This is a genomic window from Nocardioides sp. Z13_37 (assembly GCF_058355585.1).
Map to the genome: position 1 here is coordinate 1,026,675 of NZ_JBZGDV010000001.1, position 23,019 is coordinate 1,049,693.

Sequence of the window (23,019 nt, forward strand, 5' to 3'; positions counted from 1 at the left end):
TCAGAGCCCCGGCAACGTCACGGTCAGCCAGTCCTTGTGACCGGCGGGCGGGGGGTCGAACGCGAGCAGGGCGGCGTCGGCCTCGTCGCTCGCGGCGTCGCGCGCCTCGGCGTGGGCGGCACGGGTGCGGGCGTCCTCGACGAGGCTGGTGGCCTTGTGGGCGCGTACGTCGATCGCCTCCTTGAGCGTGTCGACCTCGGCCAGGTGCCGGGCGAGCGAGTCGGCCGCCGTCTCGTGGTGGGCGGCGGCGGTGCGCAGGTGCGCGGCGCGCTCCTTGATCCGCTCACGCATCGCCTCGGCGGCCTTGCCGTGCCACGGGACGGCCTCGGACTGGGAGACGAGACGGGTGGCCAGCGCCCGGATGTCGCCCCCCTGCTCCCGCAGCTGCGCGACGCGCTTGCGGCCAGCGGCCGTGTCGCCGTACATCGATCACTCCCTCTCGTCCGGGGACGCCTACCCCGAGCCGGCGTTCGTCAAACGTCGCGTCCCCACCCGGCATTGTGCCGTAGCGAGGACGCCGGCGGCAGTCTCCTGGACAGCCTCCGCGTGCGTCGACGCAGCCGGTGGAGCGCTTCGCGACCGATAGGATCCGGACCGCCCTGCATGACGAGCCACACGAGGTGTGCATGACGTTCGACGTCCACCAGCTCGACGAGTTCGTGCTGGTCGGCGCCGTCGTGACACTGGCGGCGATCCTCGCGGTGCGGCTCTCCGCGCGCGCCGGCCTGCCGTCGCTGCTCATCTACCTCTTCATCGGCGTGCTGCTCGGCGAGGGCGGCCCGTTCGGCATCGTGTTCGAGGACGCGCAGCTGGCGCACGCCCTCGGCTTCGGCGCGCTGGCGATCATCCTGGCCGAGGGCGGCCTGACCACCGACTGGCGCCAGATGAGGCCGAGCGTGGGCCTGGGCGTGTCGCTGGCGACCGTCGGCGTCGCCGTGTCGGTCGCGGCCGTCGCCGTGGGCACCCACTACCTCCTCGGCCTGCCGTGGGAGCTCGCCATCCTGCTCGGGGCCATCTGCTCGCCCACCGACGCCGCCGCCGTGTTCTCCGTGCTCCGCGCGCTCCCGCTCCCCAGGCGGCTCACCGGCACGCTCGAGGCGGAGTCGGGGCTCAACGACGCCCCGACCGTCGTGCTCGTCGGCATCATCTCCACCGGCGCGGTGGGGGAGGCCGGCCTGATCGAGACCGCCGGCCTCATCGTCTTCGAGCTGGTCGCGGGTGGCCTGCTCGGCGTCGCCGTGGGCGTGGCCGGGGCCTGGGTGATGCGACGCGCGGCGCTGCCGTCCTCCGGCCTCTACCCCCTCGCGGTCCTGTGCCTGGCGTTCGCGGCGTACGGCGCGGCGTCCGCGCTGCACGCCTCGGGGTTCGCCGCGATCTACGTCGCCGCGTTGATCCTCGGCAACAGCGAGCTCCCGCACCGCGTGGCGACCCGGTCGTTCTCCGAGGGGGTCGCCTGGCTGGCCCAGATCGGGCTCTTCGTCATGCTCGGCCTGCTGCTCTCGCCCGGACGCATCGACCTCGACACCGTGGTGCAGGCGCTGGTGACCGGGATCGTGCTCACCTTCGTGGCCCGGCCGTTGTCGGTGCTGGTGAGCAGCGTGGTGCAGCCGATGGCGCCGCGCGACCTGGCGTTCCTGTCGTGGGCGGGCCTGCGTGGCGCGGTGCCGATCGTGCTCGCCACGATCCCGCTGTCGGAGGGGGTCGAGGGCGCGGAGGACCTCTTCGACATCGTCTTCGTGATGGTGGTCGTCTACACGCTGCTGACCGGCCCGACCCTGCCGTGGGTGGCGCGCACGCTCGGGGTCGCCCGGCGCTCCGAGCCGCGTGGACTCGACGTGGAGGCCGCCCCGCTCGACCGGGTCGCGGCCGACCTGCTGCAGGTGACGATCGCCCCGGCCTCGAAGATGCACGGCGTCGAGGTGGGTGAGCTGCGGCTCCCCCAGGGGGCCTCGGTGTCGCTGGTGATCCGCTCCGGCGAGGTGCTGGTGCCCGAGCGGCGCACGGTGCTGCGCCACGGCGACGACCTGCTGGTCGTCACCCCGCGCAAGCTGCGCGAGGCCACCGAGGCGCGGCTGCGACAGGTCTCGGAGAACGGGCGCCTGGCCCAGTGGGTCGGCGACCCGATGCGCCGCGACCGGGAGTAGTCGCGGCGCCGCCTCACTCCGAGCCGGTGGCCCGGCAGTAGGTCGCGTCGGCCTCGGCGACCACCGATTCGACCTGCTTCTTCTTCAGCGACTGGAACTTCTCGCCCACCACCACGACGACGCCGGGGCCGAGGGCGTCGCCCTGCACGACCTGCGCGCGCTTGAACTGCTTCTTCACCAGCACCACGGCCGGGTTGGTCGGGTCGGAGGACCAGATCTGCGTGGTCGCGGCGGGCAGCGGCGAGTCGCCGACGGTGCCCTCGACGAAGCCGCGCTCGGCGAGCTGGGCGCCCGTCGCGCCGGCCAGCCCGCTGCGCTTGCTGCCGTTGAAGACGCTGACGACGACCTGGTCGCGCCGCACCTCGGACCCGGCGGTGACGGTCGTGTCCTCGCAGATCGCGACCGGCTCGTCGCGGGGCAGCGGCGCGGTGAAGGCGCTCCACCCCCAGGCGGCCGCGGCGAGCACCAGCACCGCGAGGGCGGCCAGAGTGAGGCCCGACCTCGCCGCGCCGCTCATGCCTCACCCGCGAGGTGGACGCGGGCGTGCAGCACGCTGCGCTGCTGCAGCGCGGCGCGCAGGGCGCGGTGCAGGCCGTCCTCGAGGTAGAGGTCACCCTTCCACTGCACGACGTGGGCGAACAGGTCGCCGTAGAAGGTCGAGTCCTCGTCGAGCAGGGTGTCGAGGCGCAGGGTGTCCTTGGTGGTCACCAGCTCGTCCAGGCGCACCTGGCGCGGCGGCAGCTCGGCCCAGCCGCGCGAGTCGAGCCCGTGGTCGGGGTAGGGCCGGCCGACGCCCACCCGCTTGAAGATCACGCCGTGATCATAACGACGGCCGGAGCGAGGCCCTCGTCGTCGACCACTCCGCTGACTAGGCTCGGCCCATGACGGAGACCCCCGGCGACCCGCGCCCACCCCTCGACGCCACTGGGACACCCTCGTTCCCGCTGGACATGGCGGATCCGACCTGTTGAGCGGGGAGAGGTCCGCTTGAGCTGAGGATCCGGCGGCACATGCCGTTTGACCGTGGGCGGTTCCACTGGGACACCCTGGTCCCCGCTGGACATGACGGATCCGACGTGTTGAGCGGGGACGGGTCCGCTCGAGCTGGAAACGCAGTCTGCGCGCGGCGGACGGCCGGCAGCGGACGGCGGACGGCAGCGCGCGGCGCCCGCCCGGTCACATGGTCGGGTCGAGCCAGGCGAGCTGGGCGGTCTGGGTGCCGCCGTCGCGGGTGACGACGCGGGCGCGGCCCTCGGGGGCGGGTTGTGGGCGGAGGTTGCCGATCAGCACGCCCTCGTCGCGCGGGCCCGACAGCATCACGCCGGGCATCGCCAGGTCGCGCAGCGACTGGATGACGGGCTCGTAGAGCGCGCGGGACGCGCCGCCGGTGCGCCGGGCCACGACGACGTGCAGGCCGACGTCGCGCGCCTGCGCCATCAGCGGCTGCAGCGAGGAGACGGGCGAGGACTGCGCGGTCGCGACCAGGTCGTAGTCGTCGACCACCACGAAGACCTCCGCGCCGGTCCACCACGACCGGTTGCGCAGCTGCTCCGGCGTGACGTCGGGGCCGGGGATGCGGCCCTCGAGGTAGCTCGCGATGTCCTTGAGCGTCGGCGTCGCCTGGGTGGCCGAGGTCAGGTAGTTGAGCAGATACTCGTCGGGCACCTCGCCGAGCATCGAGCGGCGGTAGTCGACGAGCACGATCTGCGCCTCCTTCGGCGTGCGCGTGCGCATGATCTCGTGGACGTACGCCCGCAGCAGCGCGCTCTTGCCCGACTGCCCGTCGCCGAAGACCAGCATGTGCGGCTCGGCGTCGACGTCGAGGCCGATCGGGGCGAGCTCCTTCTCGTTGATGCCGAGCAGGATGTGCTTGGCGGGCAGCTGGCGGCGCACGGCGTCCTCGCGGACCGCCTCGAGCGTGACCAGCTCCGGCAGCAGCCGCAGCTTGGGGCCCTGCGGGCCCTTCCACGCGGCGGCGACCCGGTCGATGAGGTCGTCGACCCCGTCGCCGAGGGTGTCGGCACTGCCGTCGCCGTCGATGCGCGGCAGCGCGCCGAGGAAGTGCAGCTTGGACGGCACGAGTCCGCGGCCGGGTCGCCCGACCGGGACGAGGGCGGCGACCTTGCGGTCGATCTCGGAGTCGAGCGGGTCGCCGAGGCGCAGCTCGAGCTTGGAGCCGAAGACGTCGCGCATCGCGGCGCGGTAGTCGGCCCAGCGGGTGGAGGCGGTGACGATGTGGAGGCCGAACGTGAGGCCGCGGGCGGCGAGCTGCTGGATCTCCATCTCGAGGTCGTCGAACTCGGCGCGCAGCGTGCTCCAGCCGTCGATCACGAGGAAGACGTCGCCCCACCCGTCGTCGGCACGGCCCTGCGTGCGCCGCGAGCGGTAGGTCTCGATCGAGTCGATGCCGTTCTCGCGGAAGTAGCCCTCGCGCCGGTCGACGATGCCCTCGACCTCGGCCATCACGCGGCGTACGACGTCGGGCTCGGAGCGGGTGGCGACACCGCTGACGTGAGGGAGCCGGGCCAGGGGCGCGAACGTGCCGCCGCCGAAGTCGAGCACGAAGAACTGCGACTCCAGCGGCGTGGTCACCAGCGCCATGCTGGTGACGATGCTGCGCAGCATCGTGCTCTTGCCCGAGCGCGGACCGCCGACCACGGCGACGTGGCCGGCCGCGCCGGTGAGGTTGAGCGTCATCGTGTCGCGACGCTGCTCGCGCGGGCGGTCGACGGTGCCGAGCGGGATGACCAGGCCGGGCACGTTGCGCCACTGCGGCGAGGTGAGGCCCAGGTCGGGACTCTCGACGAGGTCGGGCATCAGCTCGTCGAGGGTGTCGGGCACGTCGAGCGGTGGCAGCCACACCTGGTGGGCGGCCGGTCCCTTGCCGATCATCCGCTGCACGGCGACGTCGAGCAGCGAGGGCTGCTCGCCCTGGTGCTGCGGCTGCGGGGTCGCCTCGGCCACCTCGTCCGTGGTCGGCTCGAGCGCCTGCACCTCCGAGATCGTGAACGGCAGGATGCCGCGGATCGCGCCGCCCTCGTCGCGGGTCACGCGGGCGCGGCTCGACGGCGGCCCCGAGACGTACGCCGCCTTGAACCGCAGCAGCGTCGACTGGTCCGGCTTGAGGTAGCCCAGGCCGGGGACGGCGGGCAGCTCGTAGGCGTCGGGCACGCCGAGGACCGCCCGCGACTCGCCGGAGGAGAACGTGCGCAGGCCGACGCGGTAGGACAGGTGGGACTCCAGCCCGCGCAGGCGGCCCTCCTCGAGCCGCTGCGAGGCGAGCAGCAGGTGCAGGCCCAGCGAGCGCCCGAGCCGGCCGATCGCGACGAACAGGTCGATGAACTCGGGCTTGGCCGAGAGCATCTCGGAGAACTCGTCGACGACGATGAACAGCGACGGCATCGGCTCGAGGGGCTCGCCGTTGGCGCGCGCCTTCTCGTAGTCGCGCACCGAGGCGTAGTTGCCCGCGTCGCGCAGCAGCTCCTGGCGGCGGGTCATCTCGCCCGACAGGGCGTCCTGCATGCGGTCGACGAGGGTCAGCTCGTTGGCGAGGTTGGTGATGACGGCCGAGACGTGCGGCATGTCGGCCATGCCGGCGAACGTCGCGCCGCCCTTGAAGTCGACGAGCACGAGGTTGAGCTGCTCGGACGAGTGGGTCATCACCAGCCCGAGCACGAGGGTGCGCAGGAACTCCGACTTGCCGGATCCGGTCGCGCCGATCACGAGACCGTGGGGGCCCATGCCCTGCTGGGCGGACTCCTTGATGTCGAGGTGGATCAGCCCGCCGGAGTCGCCGATGCCGATCGGCACGCGCAGCCGGTCGCGGGCCGGTCGCGGGCGCCACGCGGTGGCGGGGTCGTAGGTGAAGATGTCGCCGAGGCCCAGCAGGTCCATGTGGTCGGGGGTCGCCGAGGTGATGTCGACGGCGCCGCCGGCCGACGCCGACTCGGCGCTGGCGGTCTTGAGCGGCGCGATCCGCCGGGCGAACGCCTCGGCGGTGGCGATGTCGCACTGGTCGGCCAGCGCCCGGACGGGCTCGCCGCGCAGCCGGAGCGCGCGCACCGGCCGCTTGCCGAGCTCGTCGGGGGCGTCGACGAACTCCAGCCGCAGCCGGGTGGAGTCCTCGAGCTCGTCCCACCGGCTCGGCAGGTCGAGCAGCGTGACGCCGTGCAGCCCGTCGGGCGGCACGATGTGGTTGCCGGGGGGCAGGTGGCCGCCGTCGATGACCAGCAGGATGTGCGGCGTGGCGGCGCGCTCGTCGGCGCCGAAGCGGGGCCGGTCGCTGAGGTCGGGCGGGAGCAGGTTGCCCAGGTCGTCGAGCGAGGTGGAGACCAGGCGCATCGGCCCGACCGCGTCGACCTCGCGCGTGCTCTGGGCGTGAGGAAGCCACTTCACCCAGTCCCAGTGGGTGAGGTTCTGCTCGGAGCTGAGCACCGCCACGATCAGCTGGTCGGGGTTCTGGAACGCCGTCGCCGAGCAGATCATCGCCCGCGCCGTCGAGCGCACCTCCTCGGCGTCGCCGCACAGCTCGATGCGGTCGAACGCACGCAGGTCGATCGAGGCCGGCAGGTTGGGCTGGAGGCGGTGGACCACCAGGAGGCGGTGCAGCGCGGACGCGGCGGCGGGGTCGACCTGGTCGACGGGCGCGCTCTCCGGCGGCACCAGCTCCAGCGACAGCGGCTGGGAGCACAGGCCGTAGCGCACGTGCAGGAAGTTGTCGTCGGAGGCGGTGTGCTCCCACAGCCGGGTGCGGTCCTCGGCCAGCGCGGGCAGCGCCGACGGCTCGGGGTGGTGCCAGTTGAGCGCGCGGCGCTGCTGGTCGGCCGCCTCGCGCGCCACCTTGCGGATGTTGCTGAGGTAGCGCAGGTACTCCGTGCGCGAGCCGGTGACCTGCTGGGCGCGCTGCTTTCGCTGCCGGTCGATCTGCACGATGATGAAGCCGAGGGTGGCGAAGAGGAACATGCCGGCCGCGAGGAAGCTGCGGCTCTTGTTGGCGCCGCCCATCGTGGCGACGAGCACGATCGAGCCCAGGCTGCCCAGCATCGGGATGGCGTTCATCAGCACGCCGCCCGCGCCCTCGCCGTCCTGCAGCTCCGGCGGCGGCTGCAGCACGATCTGGCCGCCCGGCATCTCGGGCTCGTCGAGCCGCTGGCCACCTCGCAGTGTCGTGCTCACGTGCGTCCCCCCGTGCCTCACCCGTTGAAGTCGCGATGATGATAGGTGTGCTGCGCAGCGGGCCGCGACTACCCTTCACCCGACGAGCGCCCGCCCGATGCACGCGAAGGGGGAATCCGTGTCGGACGTCGCGATGTCCAGCAGTGCTGGAGCGACCATCGCCGTGAGCATCCACGGTCCTGCCGGGGTGCTCGACCTCGTCGTGCCCGCGGGCGCCACCTCGGTCGACGTGGCCCGGGAGTACGCCAAGCAGGCCGACGTCCCCGGCATCCCGCTGCTGCAGACCGCGCTCGGTGAGCGCCTCAACGCGGCGGCGCCCCTGAGCGAGGCCGGGATCGAGCCCGGCGACGTGCTGGTGGCGACCGCAGGCGTCCACCGGCCCCGGCGGGTGACGCTGCTCCAGGCCGCCAAGAACGCACCGGAGAGCCCCGCGCTCGCCTCGATGGTCGCCTGGCTGGCCGCCCTGGTCGCGGTCCTGGCCGCCTGGTACGCCGCCCGCTCGGGTGACGACGTCGCCCGCACCGTCGTGGTCGGCGTGCTGCTCGCCTGCGCGCTCGCCGGGGTCCTGCCGGTCGGTCGCCACGCACGCCAGCGGGCCGCGGCAGCGCCCGCCTTCGCCGCCGCGGCCGCCTTCGCCGCGCTCCACGAGCCGGGCCTGCACCTGCTGCCCGCCATCCTCGGCGCGTCCGCCACCGCGGCGGCCGTCGTCGCCGGGATCGGCCGTGCGCTGTCCCCCTCCGCGGAGGAGGTCAGCACGGTCTGGATCGTCGCCGGGCTCGCCGTCTTCGCCTGCTGCGCCGTGCCGGCGATGCTCGGGTGGGACGCCCGGGTCGCCTGGACGCTGCTGGTCTTTGGGTCGATGATGGCCGCACGCTTCGCGCCCTCGCTCGCGGTCGACGTGCCCGACGAGGCGCTGCTCGACCTCGACCGGCTCGCCGTCACCGCCTGGTCGGCCCGCGACGCCCGGCGCACGGGACGACGCAGCCGGGCGGTCGTCGCGGCCGGCGCCATGGAGCAGCTGGTGCACCGCGCCTCACGCATCGTCACCGGCGCTGCCGGCGCGATCCTGGTGACGATGGTCGTCGCGAGCCCGCTGTTGCTGCAGCGCGCGACCATCGACCTCGACCGCATCGGCGCGCGCTGCCTGGTCCTCTTCGCCGGCTGCTCGCTGCTCCTCGCGGCCAGGTCCTACCGGCACGCCGCCGCCCGGGCGCTGCTGCGCCTGGCCGGGCTCGCCGCCCTCGTCGCCCTGGCGGTCCACCTCGCCACGGGGCCGGGCGCCGGTCACGTCGGCACGTTCTTCTACGTCACCGTCGCGCTCGGCGTCGTGGCCCTCGCCGCCGCGGTGGCGACCGGTCGCGGCTGGCGCTCGGTGTGGTGGTCGCGCCGCGCGGAGGTCGCCGAGTCGCTGTGCGGCAGCTTCGCCTTCGCCGCCGCCGTGGTCGCGGCGGGCGTCTTCCGCCGGTTGTGGGAGCTGACCTCCTGAGCAGGCGGTCTCCGACGACGTTCGGTGGATTCAGGTTTAGGCCCGATCCGCTCGGGTAGATGCAGGATCAGCGCGGGGGGCCGGGACGTCTCCCCGAGCACCGGATCACCAGTCCAGTGGATCTCACCAACACAAGACACTCGGTCGGTTGGACCGCCGAGGGAGAAGGATCTTCAATGAGCGAGATGTACGGCCAGACAGAGAAGGCGCTCTCCAAGGGTGCTGACTTCGTCGACCAGGCCCGCGCCGACGTCAAGAACAAGTGTGGCGTCCTGTCCGGCAACATCCAGACGATGATGGGGGGATGGGGCGGCCAGGGTGCCTCCGCGTTCAACAACCTCATGATCGCCTGGGACCAGAAGCAGGAGACCATCCTCAAGGCCCTCGACCAGCTCGCGGCCTCCATGAAGGAGACGGAGCGCGACAACGTCTCGACCGACGAGGCCCAGTCCGCCACCCACACCAACCTCCAGGGCCGTCTCGGCTGACGCCGACACCTGACTTCGCAGATCTAGGAGATCGACATGACTTTCGACGGAATCAAGGTCCAGCACGGCAGCCTCGACGCCGGTGCGGCCGACGTGATGAAGGCGGCCAAGGACATCGAGTCCCGCCTCGACCAGCTCGAGAACGAGCTCAACCCCCTCAAGTCGGACTGGAACGGTAACGCCAAGATGGCCTACGACCAGGCCAAGGCCAAGTGGGACCAGGCCATGACCGAGATGACCCTCCTGCTCCAGCAGGCCAGCCAGGGTGTCGACGCGTCCAACGCCGAGTACAAGGCCGCCGACGCGCGGGGTGCCAACCGCTTCTGAGCGCACGCACATCGTCCGAGGCCGGTCGTCCCTGCGGGATGACCGGCCTCCGGCATTTCGGGAGCCGCTTTCGCCTAGGCTGCTCCCGGTCAGCGCCCCGCCCGCCCGGTCGGAGCGCAGGTGAAGGACTGTCAGGGGGGAATCACCAATGAGTCAGGGGTCCTCGGTCGCGTCGGGCCTGGTCCGCGTGACCATCGCCTCGGGATCTCGACGCGTCGACCTCGTGCTGCCGGGCGCGATCCCGGTCGCCGAGCTCGTGCCCGAGCTGGCCCGCTCCGTCGGCCTCCTCGACGCGTCCACCGTCTACGGCGGCTACCGCCTGGTGACCCAGGAGGGCCGGATCCTCGCCGACAACGCCGGCCTCACGATGCAGGGCATCGAGGACGGCGGCCTGCTCACCGTCACGGCCGGCGTCGACGACAAGGCGCCCCGGGTCTACGACGACGTGGTCGAGGCGATGGCCGACGTCGTGGAGAACGAGCTCAAGCCGTGGGAGCCCGCGGCCGGGCGGCGTACGGCCCTCGGCGCGGCCAGCATCCTGCTCGGCCTCGGCGCGCTGGCCCTCCTCCTCCAGGGCGAGAGCCTGCTCGGCGGGGTCGCGGCCGGCGTCATCGCGGGCCTGCTCGTGGTGGGCGGCATCGTCCTGACCCGCGCCCAGGGCGAGCCCGAGGCCGGCGTCGTCGTCTCGCTGCTCGCCGCGCTCTACGCCGCGGTCGCCGGCCTGCTGCTCGCGCCCGGCGACCTGCCGCCGTGGCGCTGGCCCCTCGCCGACGCGTTCTTCACCGACCCGCTGCTCTACGCCGGGCTCGGCGTCCTGGCCGTCGGCCTGGTCGCCGTCGTCGGCCTCCAGGGCGGTCGCGCGCTCGTCATCCCGGCCGTCGTTGTCGGGGCGGTGCTGGTCGCCGGGTCCCTGCTCGTGCGGGTGTTCTCGCTGGAGCCCGCCACCGTCTTCATCGTCCTGCTCACCCTCGTCGTCCTCGCCGGCAGCATCTTCCCGTGGCTCGCGCTCGGCGTGACCGGCACCAGCGTCGACCAGCTCTACTCGTTGCACGACATCACCGCCGACCCCGACGAGATCGACCCCGAGGAGGTCGCCGACGACGCGCGCGTCGGCCACGAGATCCTCCTCGCGGTGTCCGCGACGGTCGGCACGCTGCTGGTGCTGCTGGCGCCCATCGCCGTGGGGAGCGGCGTCTACGGCACGATCCTGGCGGCCGTGTGCTGCCTGGCCGTCATGTTCCGCACCCGCCAGTACCGCACCGGTGCCGAGGTGCTGGCCGGCCTGGCCTCGGGCATCCTGGGCCTGGTCTCGGTGGCGCTGTCGATGCTGCTCATCCACGACGGCTGGCGCGCCGGCGCCGCCCTCGCCCTGGCCGGGATCGGCGCGGTGCTGCTCGCGCTGACGCTGGTGCCCGCCTCGCCGTCGGTGCGCCGCGGCCGCATGGGCGACATCGTCGAGACGATGACGCTGCTCGCGCTGCTGCCCCTGATGGTCCTGGCGGCCGGCTTCGTCTCCGCGGTGGCGGGCTGAGCGATGGCCACCAAGAAGGACCTGGTCGAGGCACACGCCTTCAGCCGCCGCCGGCTGGTCACCGCCTTCGTCTCCGGCGCGCCGGGCGGCCGCGAGGTCGAGCCGGTGCGTCCCGGCCGCGTGCTCATCGGCGGCGTCGCGCTGTCGGTGCTCCTGCTCGCCGGCGCCGCGATCGCCGGCTTCCTGCTCGGCCGCCCGCCCGCCCAGTGGCTCGATGAGGGCAGCTTCGTCATCTCCAAGGACACCGGCGAGCAGTACGTCGTCCTGCGCGGCGGCGACGACCCGCTGCTCCAGCGGGTGCCCAACTACGTCTCCGCCCAGCTGCTGCTCGGCGAGGCCGAGCTGACGCCCTTCACGGTGCGCGACAAGTACATCCGCACCGTGCAGCTCGGCGAGGACCTCGGCATCGACGCGGCCCCCGCCAGCCTCCCGTCCGCCGACGAGCTGGTCGACGACGACTGGACCGCGTGCACCGGCGCGGGCCTCGGCATCAAGCTCGCGGTGCAGCGCACGCCCACCGTCGAGGACCTGGCCGGGTCGGCCTTCCTCGTGCGCAGCGAGGGCACCACGTGGCTCATCGCCACCGCACCGCCGGTCGGCAGCGAGCAGGGCAGCGCCTACCGCCTGCCCATGCCGGCCGACGAGACCGAGTCGTCGACGCTCGGCGTCCGGCTCGGGTTCGGCGCGTCCGCCACCGAGGTCGACGCCGACTGGCTCAACCTGTTCCCCCTCGGCGACCCGCTCGAGCGGGCGTCGTTCGGCGTGACCCGCGCCGGCGAGCCGGTGCCCTACGGCAGCACCGGCACCGACCTCTCCCGCTACAGCATCGGCGACCTGCTGCGCTCGAGCAGCGGCGCCTACTACCTCCTCGGCGACGAGAAGCCCGAGCGGCTCAGCGACTTCGACGCGCTGGTCTACGACGTGGTCGGCACGGGCACGCAGGAGCTGGCCGACGACCTGTCCGCGTCGTTCGGCGACCCGAAGACCCCGGCGGAGTGGCCCAGCGACGTCCCGCAGCCGATCACCAACGGCGCGCTGTGCGCCGTGCTGCACCCCGACGCGCGCGCCGACGCCTCCTTCAGCCTGGCCACCAACCCGACCGGAGCGGCCGACCCGGCGGCACCCCCGGCGGTCCGCCGGGGTCGCCACGCGGTCGACGTCCAGCCGAGCGCGGGCGCCTACGTCCTCTCCGGCTCCGGCGCGGCCGCCGAGTCCGGCACGCCCTACGTCATCGATCCGAAGGGCGCCAAGTACGCCCTCGTCGGCCCCGAGGTGCCCGACTTCCTCGGCTACGGCGACGTCGAGCCGCCGATCGTGCCGAGCGCGTGGCTGGAGTTCTTCGAGCCGGGCGTCGCGCTGTCGACCAACAGTGCGCGCCGCGTCCCCGAGGACGCCCCTCCGGCCGACGACGCGTCCGCGGACGCCGGCTGATGGCTGCCCCGTCGCCGGGTCGTCGCCGCCCGTCGCCGCGCACGGCGCTCGCCGCGGGCCTGCTCGCTGCCGCAGTCGTGCCGCTCGGCGCCGCGCCGGCCGCCGCCGACCACGACGCCCCCTGCAGCGTCACCGAGCTCCCCGACTCCGAGCGGCTCGCCGACACGCACGCCAAGGACAACGCGGCGTTCGACCGGATGCACGTCGAGCAGGCCCAGGAGCTCGCCACCGGCCGGGGCGTGAAGGTCGCCGTGATCGACAGCGGCGTGATGGGCGTCGAGGGCCTCGACATCTCCGGTGGAGTGGCCGTTCCGGGCGTCTCGGCCAACGCGCTGCTCTCGGGCCACGGCACGATCGTCGCCGGGCTGATCGCCGGGCCGCGGGGGGTCGCACCCGACGCGCAGGTCTACGACGTCAAGGTCTACGACGCCGAGGACGCCGACACCACGCAGGGCGAGCGGCCGCTGACCTCGGCCGGCATCGTCGCCGGCATCGAGGCCGTCATCCGGGCCCAGCCGCAGCAGCAGGTCGACATCGTCAACATCTCGCTCGCCGTCCGCCAGTCCGACCCGGCGCTGGAGGATGCCGTCGCGCGCCTGGTCGCCCTCGACGTGGTGGTGGTCGCGGCCGCGGGCAACGCCGCGTCGAGCACCCCCGACGGGTTCGCCGGCACGCCCGGCAACGACGCCGAGGTCTACCCGGCCGACTACCCCGGCGTGCTCGCGGTCAGCGCGACCCCGCCCGGCGACGAGAACCCCAGCGCCTACGTAGTGCCCAACGCCGACACCGACGTCGCCGCCCCCACCGTGGGCGCGCTCTCCGCCAACGCCACGGGCCAGGCGTGTGTCGTGGGCGAGGTCGCCACGTCGTGGGCGACGGCCCAGGTCAGCGGCATTCTCGCGCTGCTCGCCGAGCGCTTCCCCCGCGAGACGCCCCAGCAGCTCGTCGCCAGGCTCCAGGCGACCACCGAGGGCGCCGGCGCGGCCAGCGCGGACGCCTCGAGCCCGTGGACGGGCGCGGGCGTGGTGCAGGCGCACGACGCCCTCACCCGCGAGATCCGGCCGGGTCGCAAGGGCAAGGTCGAGACCACCGTCCAGGAGGTCCGCGCCGACGCCCAGGCACCGCCGGCACCCCAGCGCGTCGACCTCTTCGGCACGCCCCGCGCGATCCTGCTGTGGTCGGGCCTGGTCGCCGGGTCGCTGCTGGCGCTCGCCTTCATGCTGCGCCCGCTGCTGCGGCGCTGAGCCACCTCACCCCACCCATGATGGAATCGAGCCATGCCTGAGACCACGGACGAACCCGTCGCCGTCATCCTGGCCGGCGGTCAGGGCTCGCGCCTGTGGCCGATCAGCCGCGACCGCGCCCCGAAGCAGTTCCAGCCGGTCGTGCGCGACCGCCCGCTGCTCACCGGCACGATCGAGCGGCTCAGCGAGATCGTCGACCCGAGCCGCATTCACGTCTCGACCCGCGCGCGCTTCGCCGACGCCGCCCGCGCGACGCTCGGTCCCGTCCCGCCGGACAACCTGATCCTCGAGGAGGACCCGGCCGGCCCCGCGACGGCGTTCGCGCTCAGCATCGCGACGCTGTCGCACAAGTACGGCAACGCGCCGGCGCTCATCGCGCCCTCGGACCACCTGATCACCGAGGAGGAGGCCTTCAACGCCGCCTCCCGCGACATGCTCGACCAGCTGGTCACCACCCCGGAGTCGATGGTCGTGCTGGGCGCCGAGCCCACCCGCTTCGACGCCAGCCTCGGCTACATCCACACCTTGGGCGGCGACGACGCCGTGCAGGTGATCGACTCGTTCCACGAGAAGCCCGACGAGGACGTCGTCGCCGAGCTCTCCGAGGCCGGCAACCTCTACTGGAACACCGCCTGCTACGGAGTACGCGTGGGCCGGGCGTGCGAGGCCTACCGCACCGCGCTCCCGCTCATCTTCGAGTCCGTCGAGCGCTTCGCCCGCGGTGCCACGTCGGAGAAGGCCTACCGCGGCGCCGCCATCGGCGGGCACGAGATCTACCCGCTCATGTGGGCCGGGATGGAGTGCCTGGTCGTCCCCCGCCAGCTCGGGTGGACCGACGTCGGCACCTGGACCCGGCTCGAGCGCGTGCTGCACGACCAGCGGGTCACCTCGATCGGTCCCGCCCTCCAGCTCGACGCCGAGGACACCCTCGTCGCCAGCATGGACGGGCGCCCGGTCGTCACGCTCGGTGCCCGCGGCCTGATCGTCGTCACCCACGAGGACGCCGTCTACGTCCTCGACCGCCAGAAGGCGCTCGACACCGGCATGCTCGAGCGGCTCCGTTCGCTCCTCGCGGCCAGCACCCGCGAGGACCTCCTCTGAGAAGCGGTCACCCCCGTCGCCGCACGCCCCACCCGAAGGAACCCATGTCCCACGAGAACAGCCAGCACATCGTCGTCGTCGGCACCAAGCCCGACATCATCAAGCAGGCGCCGATCTACCACGAGCTGCGCGAGCGCGGCCACGACGTCGTGCTCTGCCACACCGGCCAGCACTACGACCACAACCTGTCCCAGTCGATGCTCGACGAGTTCGGCGTGCGCGAGGACATCAACCTCGAGGTGCGCGGCGGCGTCAACGACCTCGTCTCCGGCATCACCGCCAAGCTCGCGCAGTACCTCCGCGGCTTCTCCGAGCGCGGCGGCTTCCCCATCACCTACGTGCACGGCGACACCACGACCGCCATGGCCGGGTCGCTGGCCACCTTCGGCGAGCGCCAGGCGCTGGTGCACGTCGAGGCGGGGCTGCGCACCCTCTCGCCGAAGCCCGAGGTGCTCAAGGGCTGGATCGAGCAGGGCGCCGACCTCGACTGGGCCTCGTTCCGCGCCCAGTCGATCGACCGCGACAGCTGGGCCAAGGGCAGCCGCGAGCCGTCGCCGGAGCAGTTCAACACGCGCGTCGCCGACGCCGGCTCCGACCTGCACGCCGCGCCGGTCGAGCTCAACCGCGAGTTCCTGCTGGAGGAGGGCTTCGCGCCCGCGGCCATCGACGTGGTCGGCAACTCGGTCGTTGACGCGCTCGAGCAGGCGGTCGCCGGCAGCGACAAGAACCAGGTGCTCCAGCGGTTCCCGCAGATGGGCGACGGGTCGTTCCTGCGCTTCTGCGTGCACCGTCGCGAGAACACCACCAACCGCGACCGCTTCAACCTGCTGATGGACGCGATGGAGGCGCTGCTCGAGCAGGGCCACCACGTGCTGTTCATCCGCCTGCTCGGCACCGAGGCCGCGATCGACAACTTCGGACGCCGGCAGTGGCTCGAGGACCTCGAGGCGAGGTACGGCGACGCGCTGATCTCCACCCCGGTGTGGGACAGCTACCTCGACGTCGTCGCCGCGATGTCGATGTGCGCCGTCATCGTCACTGACTCCGGCAGCATCGTGGAGGAGGCCAACGTCCTCGAGGTGCCCTGCGTGACCCTGCGCTTCGGCTCCGACCGCTCCGAGACCTTCCTCGCCGGCAGCAACTTCCTCGCCCCGCCCGTCGACAAGGACCTGATGACCGCGGTCATCCACAACGTCTTCGAGCACCGCGCCGAGCTGTCGTGGGACCGGGTCTACCCCGAGAAGGCGTCGGCGATGCTCGTCGACGCGGTCGAGCGGCGCCTCGACGAGGGCAGCCTGCTGATCTCCGAGGAGTGGCGCTACGGCCTCCAGGCGCGGGTGCGCTGAGCCGGGCGTACGCCCCCACACGACGCAGGGCCCCGCACCGTCCGGTGCGGGGCCCTGCGTGTCGGCGGAGGTAGGGGGATTCGAACCCCCGAGGGCTATTAACCCAACCCGCTTTCCAAGCGAGCGCCATAGGCCACTAGGCGATACCTCCGCCGAGGAGAGTACCGGTCGGTCCGGTGGCCGGTGAAATCGCCTGCCGCACCCTGGGTTTGGGTGGGCGTCAGGGGCTCCCCTAGACTTCCGCCAACCCCCCACGCGGCGCCACCTCGCCCAATTCCCCCAGGGCCGGAAGGCAGCAAGGGTAAGTGAGCTCTAGCGGGTGCGTGGGGGGCCTTTCCATGTCCGGTCGACGTCCGGCGCCCCGCCGTGGCCGCCGGGGCTCTCCCGCGGTGGTCCCGGCCTGTGCGCACTGTGGGTGGGCACGGTTAGGGTTCACGACGTGGAGTCACCGCTCGCGCTCTATCGCCGCTACCGGCCCGAGACCTTCCAGGAGGTCATCGGGCAGGACCACGTGACCGAGCCGTTGCGGGCCGCGCTGGCGGCCAACCGCGTCAACCACGCCTATCTCTTCTCCGGGCCGCGGGGCTGCGGCAAGACCACCTCGGCCCGCATCCTGGCCCGCGCGCTCAACTGCGCGCAGGCGCCGATCGCCGACCCGTGCGGCGAGTGCGACAGCTGCCGCGACCTCGCCCGGGGCGGTCCGGGCTCCATCGACGTGATCGAGATCGACGCGGCCTCCCACGGCGGCGTCGACGACGCCCGCGACCTGCGCGAGAAGGCCTTCTTCGCGCCCGTGCGCGACCGCTACAAGGTCTACATCATCGACGAGGCCCACATGGTCACCACGCAGGGCTTCAACGCCCTGCTCAAGCTCGTCGAGGAGCCGCCACCCCACCTGCGGTTCATCTTCGCCACGACCGAGCCCGACAAGGTGCTGCCGACCATCCGCTCGCGCACCCACCACTACCCCTTCCGGCTGATCCCGCCGCGCCTGCTCAGCGACTACCTGTCCCAGCTGGCCGCCGAGGAGGGCGTGGCGATCGAGCCGGCCGCGCTGCCGCTGGTCGTGCGCGCCGGCGCCGGGTCGGCCCGCGACACCCTGTCCGTGCTCGACCAGCTGCTGGGCGGCGCCGGTCCCGGCGGGGTGACCCACAAGCTCGCGACCGACCTGCTCGGCTTCACCCCCGACTCGCTGCTCGACGAGGTGGTCGAGGCGTTCGCCACCCGCGACGGTGCCGCCGTCTTCTCCGTGGTCGACAAGGTCGTCGAGACCGGGCAGGACCCGCGCCGCTTCACCGAGGACCTGCTCCGCCGGCTGCGCGACCTGGTGATCGTCACCGCCGTGCCTGATGCCCCGGCGACCGGGCTCATCGACGTCCCCGAGGACGCCGGCGAGCGCCTCGTCGCCCAGGCCGCGCGCTTCGGCGCCATCGAGCTCAGCCGGGCCGCCGACATCGTCGCCGCCGGCCTCACCGAGATGCGCGGCGCGACCGCGCCCCGCCTGCTCCTCGAGCTGCTGTGCGCCCGCGTGCTGCTGCCCGGCGCCGACCACACCTCCGACGGCGTGATGGCGCGCCTGGAGCGCCTCGAGCGGCGCATGGACGTCGCCGGCGCCCCGGCGCCCGGCCCCGCCGCCACCCCCGCCGCCGCAGCCCCTGCCGCGCCTCCCGCTGCTGCGCCCCGGGCCGACCAGCCGGCCGCGCCCGCCCAGCCGGCCGCGCCCGCCCCCGCAGCGGCCCAGGCGCCCGCCCAGCCGGCGACGCAGGCACCCACGCCGGCGCCGGTCCGCGACGAGGGTCCGCCGCCGCCCCCGCCGATGCCGACCTCGATGCCCGCGTCGGTCGACGCGGCCCCGCAGGCACCGCCCGTCGTCGCCGAGCCGGCGCCGGTCCCCGCCGCCGGTGCCGGGCCCGATGCCCCGGTCGCCGAGCAGCCGGCCGGACCCCGCGGCGGCCTCAGCCTCGTCGACGTACGCCGGCTGTGGCCCGACATCCTCGAGCAGACCAAGAACCGGCGCCGCCTCGCGTGGATGGTGCTCTCGCAGCACGCCCACGTCGTCGACGTCGACGGGGTCCGGCTCACCGTCGGCTTCGCCAACGCCGGTGCCCGCGACTCCTTCGTCAACGGCGGCTGCGACGAGATCCTGCGCCAGGCCGCGATCGACGTCGTCGGCATGGACTGGCGCGTCGAGTCGATCGTCGACCCCTCGGGCGCGGCCGCCGAGGCCCCGGTCGTGCGTCAGGCGGCCACCGACTCCCGCCCGTCGTCCGCCCCGGCGCAGGAGGCTCCCGGCGGGCCGCCGGACTGGGTGAGCGGCGCCGCCGCACCGGCCGCGCCCCCCGCCGCGCCCGCCGCCTCGCCCTCTGTGTCGGCCGCACCCGCCCGCGAGGCGCTCGAGGCCGCCCGCTCCGGCGGCCCCGCGGAGCCGGCGGCGCCGGTCCGCTCCGCCGACGACGACGTCGACCCCGACGACCCCGACGCCGACTCCGGGGCCATCGACACCGAGTCACTGCTCAGCCAGACGCTCGGTGCGCGGCTGATCGAAGAGATCAAGAACGACTGACCACCCATCCCCAACCCCACGCGGGAGACCCGATGACCCAGAACCCCTTCGACGCCCTCGGTGGCGGCGGCTTCGACATGAACGCCCTGCTCCAGCAGGCGCAGCAGATGCAGCAGCAGCTCGAGGAGGCGCAGGCCGACCTCGCCCGCCAGACGGTCGAGGGCACCGTCGCCGGCGGCGCCGTCACGGTCACCGCCAACGGCGTGGGCGAGCTGGTCGGCGTGACGATCCGCTCCGGCGAGTTCGACGGCACCGACCCCGACGACCTGTCCGACCTCTCCGACCTCATCGTCGCCGCCTACCGCGACGCGCGCGCCAAGTCCGAGGCGCTCGCCAGCGACTCCCTGGGCCCGCTGACCGAGGGCCTCGGCGGGGGCGGCGGCGGCATGCCCGGCCTCCCCGGCCTGGGCTGAGGCGCCCCCCTTGTACGAAGGTGTCGTCCAGGACCTGATCGACGAGCTCGGCCGGCTGCCGGGCGTCGGTCCCAAGAGCGCGCAGCGCATCGCGTTCCACCTGCTCCAGGCCGAGCCCACCGACGTGCGCCGCCTCGCCGACGTGCTCATCGAGGTCAAGGCGCGGGTGAAGTTCTGCTCCGTGTGCTTCAACGTGAGCGAGGACGATCGGTGCCGGATCTGCCGCGACGAGCGGCGCGACCCCAGCGTGCTGTGCGTCGTGGAGGAGTACAAGGACGTCGTGGCGATCGAGCGCACGCGGGAGTTCCGCGGTCGCTACCACGTGCTCGGAGGCGCGATCTCGCCGATCGACGGCATCGGCCCCGACCAGCTCCACGTCAAGGAGCTGATGCCACGCCTGGCCGACGGGGTGGTCACCGAGGTCATCCTCGCCACCGACCCCAACCTCGAGGGCGAGGCCACCGCCACCTACCTCACGCGGCTCCTCCTGCCGATGGGGTTGCGCGTCACCCGTCTGGCGAGTGGACTGCCAGTGGGCGGCGACCTCGAGTACGCCGACGAGGTGACGCTCGGGCGAGCGTTCGCCGGAAGGAGATCAGCCGAATGACCGAGACCGACGAGATCCGCTTCGGCGAGCAGATCGCCGACTCCGTGGAGAGCTTCCTGCTCGCCCTGCGCGCCATCGCGCGGGAGGGCAACGGGGCCGAGGCCGTGTCACTGCTGCTCCTCGAGATCAGCCAGGTGCTGCTGGCCGGTGCGCGGATGGGCGCCCAGACCGACTTCACGCCCCGCGAGCAGTACCAGCCCGACGTCGGCCCCGAGGCCGACATCGACGACCTCCGGCTGCGCCTGGCCGAGATGCTGGAGGGCGTCGACGACTACGTGTTCGTCTTCGACCCCTACCTCCCCGAGGTGGTGCACAGCCGGCTCTCCGACGACCTCGCCTCGATCGCGATCGACCTCGAGAACGGCCTGCGCCACTTCCGTGCCGGCGACGTCGACGAGGCGCTGTGGTGGTGGCAGTTCTCCTACGTCAACAACTGGGGCAACCTCGCCGGTGCCGCCCTCAACGCGCTGCTGACCGTCGTCGCGCACGACCGCTTCGACACCGACTTCGAGGCCGACGCCGAGGTCGTTGCCGTCGCGGATGAGATGCTCGGGAGCGCGCCTGCCGCCCAGCCGTAGAATCTGCGGTGGCCTGGCGGCAACGGCGCTGGCAGGCACGCCAGAGCACCGCGGCCGCTGACGGCCGCACACCGATCCCGAGGACCAACCGTGGGCATTGTCGTGCAGAAGTACGGCGGCTCCTCGCTCGCCGACGCCGACGCCATCAAGCGCGTCGCGAGGCGCATCGTGGAGGTCAAGAAGTCCGGCCAGGACGTGGTGGTCGCCGTCTCGGCGATGGGCGACACGACCGACGACCTGTACGACCTCGCCACCGGCGTCTCCCCGCTGCCGCCGGCGCGCGAGATGGACATGCTGCTGACCGCCGGCGAGCGGATCTCCATGGCGCTCGTCGCCATGGCGATCAGCGACCTGGGCTACACCGCGCGGTCGTTCACCGGCTCGCAGGCGGGCGTGATCACCGACTCGGTGCACGGCAAGGCCAAGATCATCGACGTCACGCCCGGGCGCATCACCCAGGCGATCGGCGAGGGCCACATCGTGATCGTGGCCGGCTTCCAGGGCGTCTCGGCCGACACCAAGGAGATCACCACGCTCGGCCGCGGCGGCACCGACACCACGGCCGTCGCGCTGGCCGCCGCGCTCGACGCCGACGTGTGCGAGATCTACACCGACGTCGACGGCGTCTTCACCGCCGACCCGCGCATCGTGCCGAGCGCGCGCAAGCTCGACAAGGTCTCCTACGAGGAGATGCTCGAGCTGGCCGCCTGCGGCGCCAAGATCCTGCACCTGCGATGCGTGGAGTACGGCCGCCGCTACGGCATCCCGATCCACGTCCGGTCGTCGTTCAGCCAGCTCGAAGGCACCTGGGTCGTCAACGACCCGCAGCCCAGCGCACCCAGCGAGGGAGACACCATGGAACAGCCCATCATCGCCGGCGTGGCGCACGACCGCAGCGAGGCCAAGATCACCGTCGTCGGGGTGCCCGACAAGGTCGGCGAGGCCGCCCGCATCTTCGATGCGCTGGCCGAGGCCCAGATCAACCTCGACATGATCGTGCAGAACGTCTCCGCCGCGGCGACCAGCCTCACCGACATCTCCTTCACGCTGCCCCGCACCGACGGCCAGGTCGCGATGACCGCGCTGGCGCGCATCCAGGCCGAGGTGGGCTACGACAAGCTGCTCTACGACGACAAGATCGGCAAGGTCTCGCTGATCGGCGCCGGGATGCGCTCCCACCCCGGCATCACCTCGAAGTTCTTCGCCGCGCTCGCCTCGGCCGGCGTCAACATCGGGATGATCTCCACCTCCGAGATCCGGATCTCGGTCATCGTGGACGAGTCGGCCGTCGACGACGCCGTGCGCGCCACGCACACGGCGTTCGACCTCGACGCCGACGAGGTCGAGGCCGTGGTCTACGGAGGCACCGGACGATGAGCGCTCCCCGCAAGGTCAACATCGGCATCGTCGGCGCCACCGGGCAGGTGGGCGTCGCGATGCGGCAGATCCTCCTCGAGCGCGACTTCCCGGCCGACCAGGTCCGCTTCTTCGCCTCCTCCCGCTCCGCCGGCACGGTGCTCGCGTTCGGTGACCGCGACATCACCGTCGAGGACGCCGCGAGCGCCGACCCGGCCGGGCTCGACATCGCGCTCTTCTCCGCCGGCGCCACCACCTCGCGGGCCCTGGTCCCGCGGTTCGTCGAGGCGGGCGTGATCGTCGTCGACAACTCATCGGCGTTCCGCAAGGACCCCGACATCCCGCTGGTCGTCTCGGAGGTCAACCCCGACGCGATGGCCGGTGTCATCGAGGCCGGGCGCGGCATCATCGCCAACCCCAACTGCACGACGATGGCCGCGATGCCGATCCTCAAGCCGCTGCACGACGAGGCCGGCCTCACCCGTCTCATCGTGTCCACCTACCAGGCCGTCTCCGGCTCCGGCGTGGCCGGCGTCGACGAGCTCGCCAACGGCGTGGCCGCGGCCGGCGACAAGGCCCGCGAGCTGGCCTACGACGGCTCCGCGATCTCCTTCCCCGAGCCGACGACCTACGTGGAGCCCATCGCGTACAACGTGCTCCCGATGGCCGGCTCGATCGTCGACGACGGGCTCGACGAGACCGACGAGGAGCAGAAGCTCCGCAACGAGTCTCGCAAGATCCTCGGCCTGCCCGACCTCCTGGTCTCCGGCCTCTGCGTGCGCGTCCCGGTCTTCACCGGCCACTCGCTCGCGGTCAACGCCGAGTTCGAGCGGCCGATGACCCCGGCCCGCGCCCGCGAGATCCTCGCCTCGGCCGCGGGCGTGGCGCTCGAGGACGTGCCGACCCCGCTGAAGGCGGCCGGCCGCGACCCGTCGTACGTCGGACGGCTGCGGAAGGACCCCGGCGTCCCCGACGACCGCGGCCTCGCGCTCTTCATCAGCAACGACAACCTGCGCAAGGGCGCCGCGCTCAACACCGTGCAGATCGCCGAGCTCATCGCTGCGGCGCGCTGAGCGCGACTCGGACTCCGACTCCGGAATCACGAGATCCCGGACCCCTGTGGGGGTCCGGGATCTCTGTGTGTCGGGCTGACAGTGTGCTGGTTCACGACATCCCGGACACCTGTCTCACGACATCCCGGACAGATGTCTCACGACATCCGCGACACC

General features: G+C 72.9%; 19 protein-coding genes, 1 tRNA gene and 1 other RNA gene. 16 read left to right on the top strand and 5 right to left on the bottom strand.

Annotated elements, in window-relative coordinates; genetic code table 11:
- Positions 1-426, bottom strand: coding sequence for a hypothetical protein (locus tag AC4H2S_RS04815; RefSeq protein ID WP_491495812.1), 426 nt, complete (start codon positions 424-426; stop codon positions 1-3).
- A 200-nt stretch (positions 427-626) separates the two neighbouring features.
- On the opposite strand from AC4H2S_RS04815, the gene AC4H2S_RS04820 reads away from it, so the two are divergent.
- Complete coding sequence (locus tag AC4H2S_RS04820) at positions 627-2,144, top strand: potassium/proton antiporter (RefSeq protein WP_491495813.1); 1,518 nt, start codon at positions 627-629, stop codon at positions 2,142-2,144.
- 13 nt (positions 2,145-2,157) lie between these two features.
- Here the strand turns inward: AC4H2S_RS04820 and AC4H2S_RS04825 are convergent, their stop codons facing one another.
- The 3 genes from AC4H2S_RS04825 to eccCa all read right to left on the bottom strand — a co-directional run bounded on the left by AC4H2S_RS04825 (position 2,158) and on the right by eccCa (position 7,319).
- Complete coding sequence (locus tag AC4H2S_RS04825) at positions 2,158-2,661, bottom strand: LytR C-terminal domain-containing protein (RefSeq protein ID WP_491495814.1); 504 nt, start codon at positions 2,659-2,661, stop codon at positions 2,158-2,160.
- Positions 2,658-2,957 (bottom strand): type II toxin-antitoxin system VapB family antitoxin, encoded by a 300-nt coding sequence (locus AC4H2S_RS04830; protein WP_491495815.1) that lies wholly within the window; start codon positions 2,955-2,957, stop codon positions 2,658-2,660. The genes AC4H2S_RS04825 and AC4H2S_RS04830 overlap by 4 nt, the downstream gene beginning before the upstream one ends.
- Positions 2,958-3,320: 363 nt before the next feature.
- Positions 3,321-7,319: a type VII secretion protein EccCa gene (eccCa, locus tag AC4H2S_RS04835; protein WP_491495816.1), complete on the bottom strand. Its 3,999-nt coding sequence runs from the start codon at positions 7,317-7,319 to the stop codon at positions 3,321-3,323.
- A 118-nt stretch (positions 7,320-7,437) separates the two neighbouring features.
- Between eccCa and AC4H2S_RS04840 the strand changes: the two genes are divergently transcribed.
- The 8 genes from AC4H2S_RS04840 (at position 7,438) to AC4H2S_RS04875 (ending at position 16,273) form a co-directional block, all read left to right on the top strand.
- Positions 7,438-8,805, top strand: a complete 1,368-nt coding sequence (locus AC4H2S_RS04840; protein WP_491495817.1) for a hypothetical protein — start codon at positions 7,438-7,440, stop codon at positions 8,803-8,805.
- Positions 8,806-8,981: 176 nt separating this feature from the next.
- Positions 8,982-9,293 carry a WXG100 family type VII secretion target gene (locus tag AC4H2S_RS04845; protein WP_186339903.1) on the top strand — a complete coding sequence of 104 codons (312 nt, stop codon included), beginning with the start codon at positions 8,982-8,984 and terminating at the stop codon, positions 9,291-9,293.
- Positions 9,294-9,329: 36 nt separating this feature from the next.
- Positions 9,330-9,620, top strand: coding sequence for a WXG100 family type VII secretion target (locus AC4H2S_RS04850; RefSeq protein ID WP_491495818.1), 291 nt, complete (start codon positions 9,330-9,332; stop codon positions 9,618-9,620).
- Positions 9,621-9,768: 148 nt separating this feature from the next.
- Positions 9,769-11,151 carry a type VII secretion integral membrane protein EccD gene (gene eccD / locus AC4H2S_RS04855; protein WP_491495819.1) on the top strand — a complete coding sequence of 461 codons (1,383 nt, stop codon included), beginning with the start codon at positions 9,769-9,771 and terminating at the stop codon, positions 11,149-11,151.
- 3 nt (positions 11,152-11,154) lie between these two features.
- Entirely contained in the window at positions 11,155-12,582 is a 1,428-nt protein-coding gene (locus AC4H2S_RS04860; RefSeq protein WP_491495820.1) for a type VII secretion protein EccB, read from the top strand.
- Positions 12,582-13,826 (top strand): S8 family serine peptidase, encoded by a 1,245-nt coding sequence (locus tag AC4H2S_RS04865; protein WP_491495821.1) that lies wholly within the window; start codon positions 12,582-12,584, stop codon positions 13,824-13,826. Before AC4H2S_RS04860 ends, AC4H2S_RS04865 begins: the two co-directional genes overlap by 1 nt.
- A 33-nt stretch (positions 13,827-13,859) precedes the next feature.
- Positions 13,860-14,927, top strand: a complete 1,068-nt coding sequence (locus tag AC4H2S_RS04870) for a sugar phosphate nucleotidyltransferase (RefSeq protein WP_491495822.1) — start codon at positions 13,860-13,862, stop codon at positions 14,925-14,927.
- 44 nt (positions 14,928-14,971) lie between these two features.
- Positions 14,972-16,273, top strand: a complete 1,302-nt coding sequence (locus tag AC4H2S_RS04875; protein ID WP_491495823.1) for a UDP-N-acetyl glucosamine 2-epimerase — start codon at positions 14,972-14,974, stop codon at positions 16,271-16,273.
- A gap of 65 nt (positions 16,274-16,338) precedes the next feature.
- On the opposite strand, the gene AC4H2S_RS04880 is transcribed toward AC4H2S_RS04875, so the two are convergent.
- Positions 16,339-16,424: transfer RNA gene (locus tag AC4H2S_RS04880), tRNA-Ser, on the bottom strand.
- A gap of 94 nt (positions 16,425-16,518) precedes the next feature.
- Between AC4H2S_RS04880 and ffs the strand changes: the two genes are divergently transcribed.
- The 7 genes from ffs (at position 16,519) to AC4H2S_RS04915 (ending at position 22,863) form a co-directional block, all read left to right on the top strand.
- Positions 16,519-16,609, top strand: an RNA gene (ffs, locus tag AC4H2S_RS04885) — signal recognition particle sRNA small type.
- Positions 16,610-16,712: 103 nt separating this feature from the next.
- Positions 16,713-18,836: a DNA polymerase III subunit gamma and tau gene (locus AC4H2S_RS04890; protein ID WP_491495824.1), complete on the top strand. Its 2,124-nt coding sequence runs from the start codon at positions 16,713-16,715 to the stop codon at positions 18,834-18,836.
- Positions 18,837-18,868: 32 nt separating this feature from the next.
- On the top strand, positions 18,869-19,249 hold the full coding sequence (locus tag AC4H2S_RS04895; RefSeq protein ID WP_491495825.1) for a YbaB/EbfC family nucleoid-associated protein: 381 nt from the start codon (positions 18,869-18,871) through the stop codon (positions 19,247-19,249).
- Positions 19,250-19,259: 10 nt separating this feature from the next.
- The gene (gene recR, locus AC4H2S_RS04900) at positions 19,260-19,856 is read left to right on the top strand and encodes a recombination mediator RecR (RefSeq protein WP_491495826.1); all 597 of its coding nucleotides are present in this window, start codon (positions 19,260-19,262) and stop codon (positions 19,854-19,856) included.
- Positions 19,853-20,434, top strand: a complete 582-nt coding sequence (locus tag AC4H2S_RS04905; protein ID WP_491495827.1) for a DUF5063 domain-containing protein — start codon at positions 19,853-19,855, stop codon at positions 20,432-20,434. The genes recR and AC4H2S_RS04905 overlap by 4 nt, the downstream gene beginning before the upstream one ends.
- A gap of 90 nt (positions 20,435-20,524) precedes the next feature.
- Positions 20,525-21,811 carry an aspartate kinase gene (locus tag AC4H2S_RS04910; RefSeq protein ID WP_491495828.1) on the top strand — a complete coding sequence of 429 codons (1,287 nt, stop codon included), beginning with the start codon at positions 20,525-20,527 and terminating at the stop codon, positions 21,809-21,811.
- Positions 21,808-22,863: an aspartate-semialdehyde dehydrogenase gene (locus AC4H2S_RS04915; RefSeq protein ID WP_491495829.1), complete on the top strand. Its 1,056-nt coding sequence runs from the start codon at positions 21,808-21,810 to the stop codon at positions 22,861-22,863. The genes AC4H2S_RS04910 and AC4H2S_RS04915 overlap by 4 nt, the downstream gene beginning before the upstream one ends.
- The last annotated feature ends 156 nt before the right edge of the window (positions 22,864-23,019 follow it).

Excerpts from the sequence above, each read along its gene's own strand:
- AC4H2S_RS04870 (WP_491495822.1), top strand. The coding sequence starts at position 13,860 with ATGCCTGAGACCACGGACGAACCCGTCGCCGTCATCCTGGCCGGCGGT.
- eccD (WP_491495819.1), top strand. The coding sequence starts at position 9,769 with ATGAGTCAGGGGTCCTCGGTCGCGTCGGGCCTGGTCCGCGTGACCATC.
- AC4H2S_RS04895 (WP_491495825.1), top strand. The coding sequence starts at position 18,869 with ATGACCCAGAACCCCTTCGACGCCCTCGGTGGCGGCGGCTTCGACATG.
- AC4H2S_RS04915 (WP_491495829.1), top strand. The coding sequence starts at position 21,808 with ATGAGCGCTCCCCGCAAGGTCAACATCGGCATCGTCGGCGCCACCGGG.
- AC4H2S_RS04875 (WP_491495823.1), top strand. The coding sequence starts at position 14,972 with ATGTCCCACGAGAACAGCCAGCACATCGTCGTCGTCGGCACCAAGCCC.
- AC4H2S_RS04815 (WP_491495812.1), bottom strand. The coding sequence starts at position 426 with ATGTACGGCGACACGGCCGCTGGCCGCAAGCGCGTCGCGCAGCTGCGG.
- AC4H2S_RS04825 (WP_491495814.1), bottom strand. The coding sequence starts at position 2,661 with ATGAGCGGCGCGGCGAGGTCGGGCCTCACTCTGGCCGCCCTCGCGGTG.
- AC4H2S_RS04850 (WP_491495818.1), top strand. The coding sequence starts at position 9,330 with ATGACTTTCGACGGAATCAAGGTCCAGCACGGCAGCCTCGACGCCGGT.
- AC4H2S_RS04860 (WP_491495820.1), top strand. The coding sequence starts at position 11,155 with ATGGCCACCAAGAAGGACCTGGTCGAGGCACACGCCTTCAGCCGCCGC.
- AC4H2S_RS04905 (WP_491495827.1), top strand. The coding sequence starts at position 19,853 with ATGACCGAGACCGACGAGATCCGCTTCGGCGAGCAGATCGCCGACTCC.
- AC4H2S_RS04845 (WP_186339903.1), top strand. The coding sequence starts at position 8,982 with ATGAGCGAGATGTACGGCCAGACAGAGAAGGCGCTCTCCAAGGGTGCT.
- AC4H2S_RS04865 (WP_491495821.1), top strand. The coding sequence starts at position 12,582 with ATGGCTGCCCCGTCGCCGGGTCGTCGCCGCCCGTCGCCGCGCACGGCG.
- AC4H2S_RS04820 (WP_491495813.1), top strand. The coding sequence starts at position 627 with ATGACGTTCGACGTCCACCAGCTCGACGAGTTCGTGCTGGTCGGCGCC.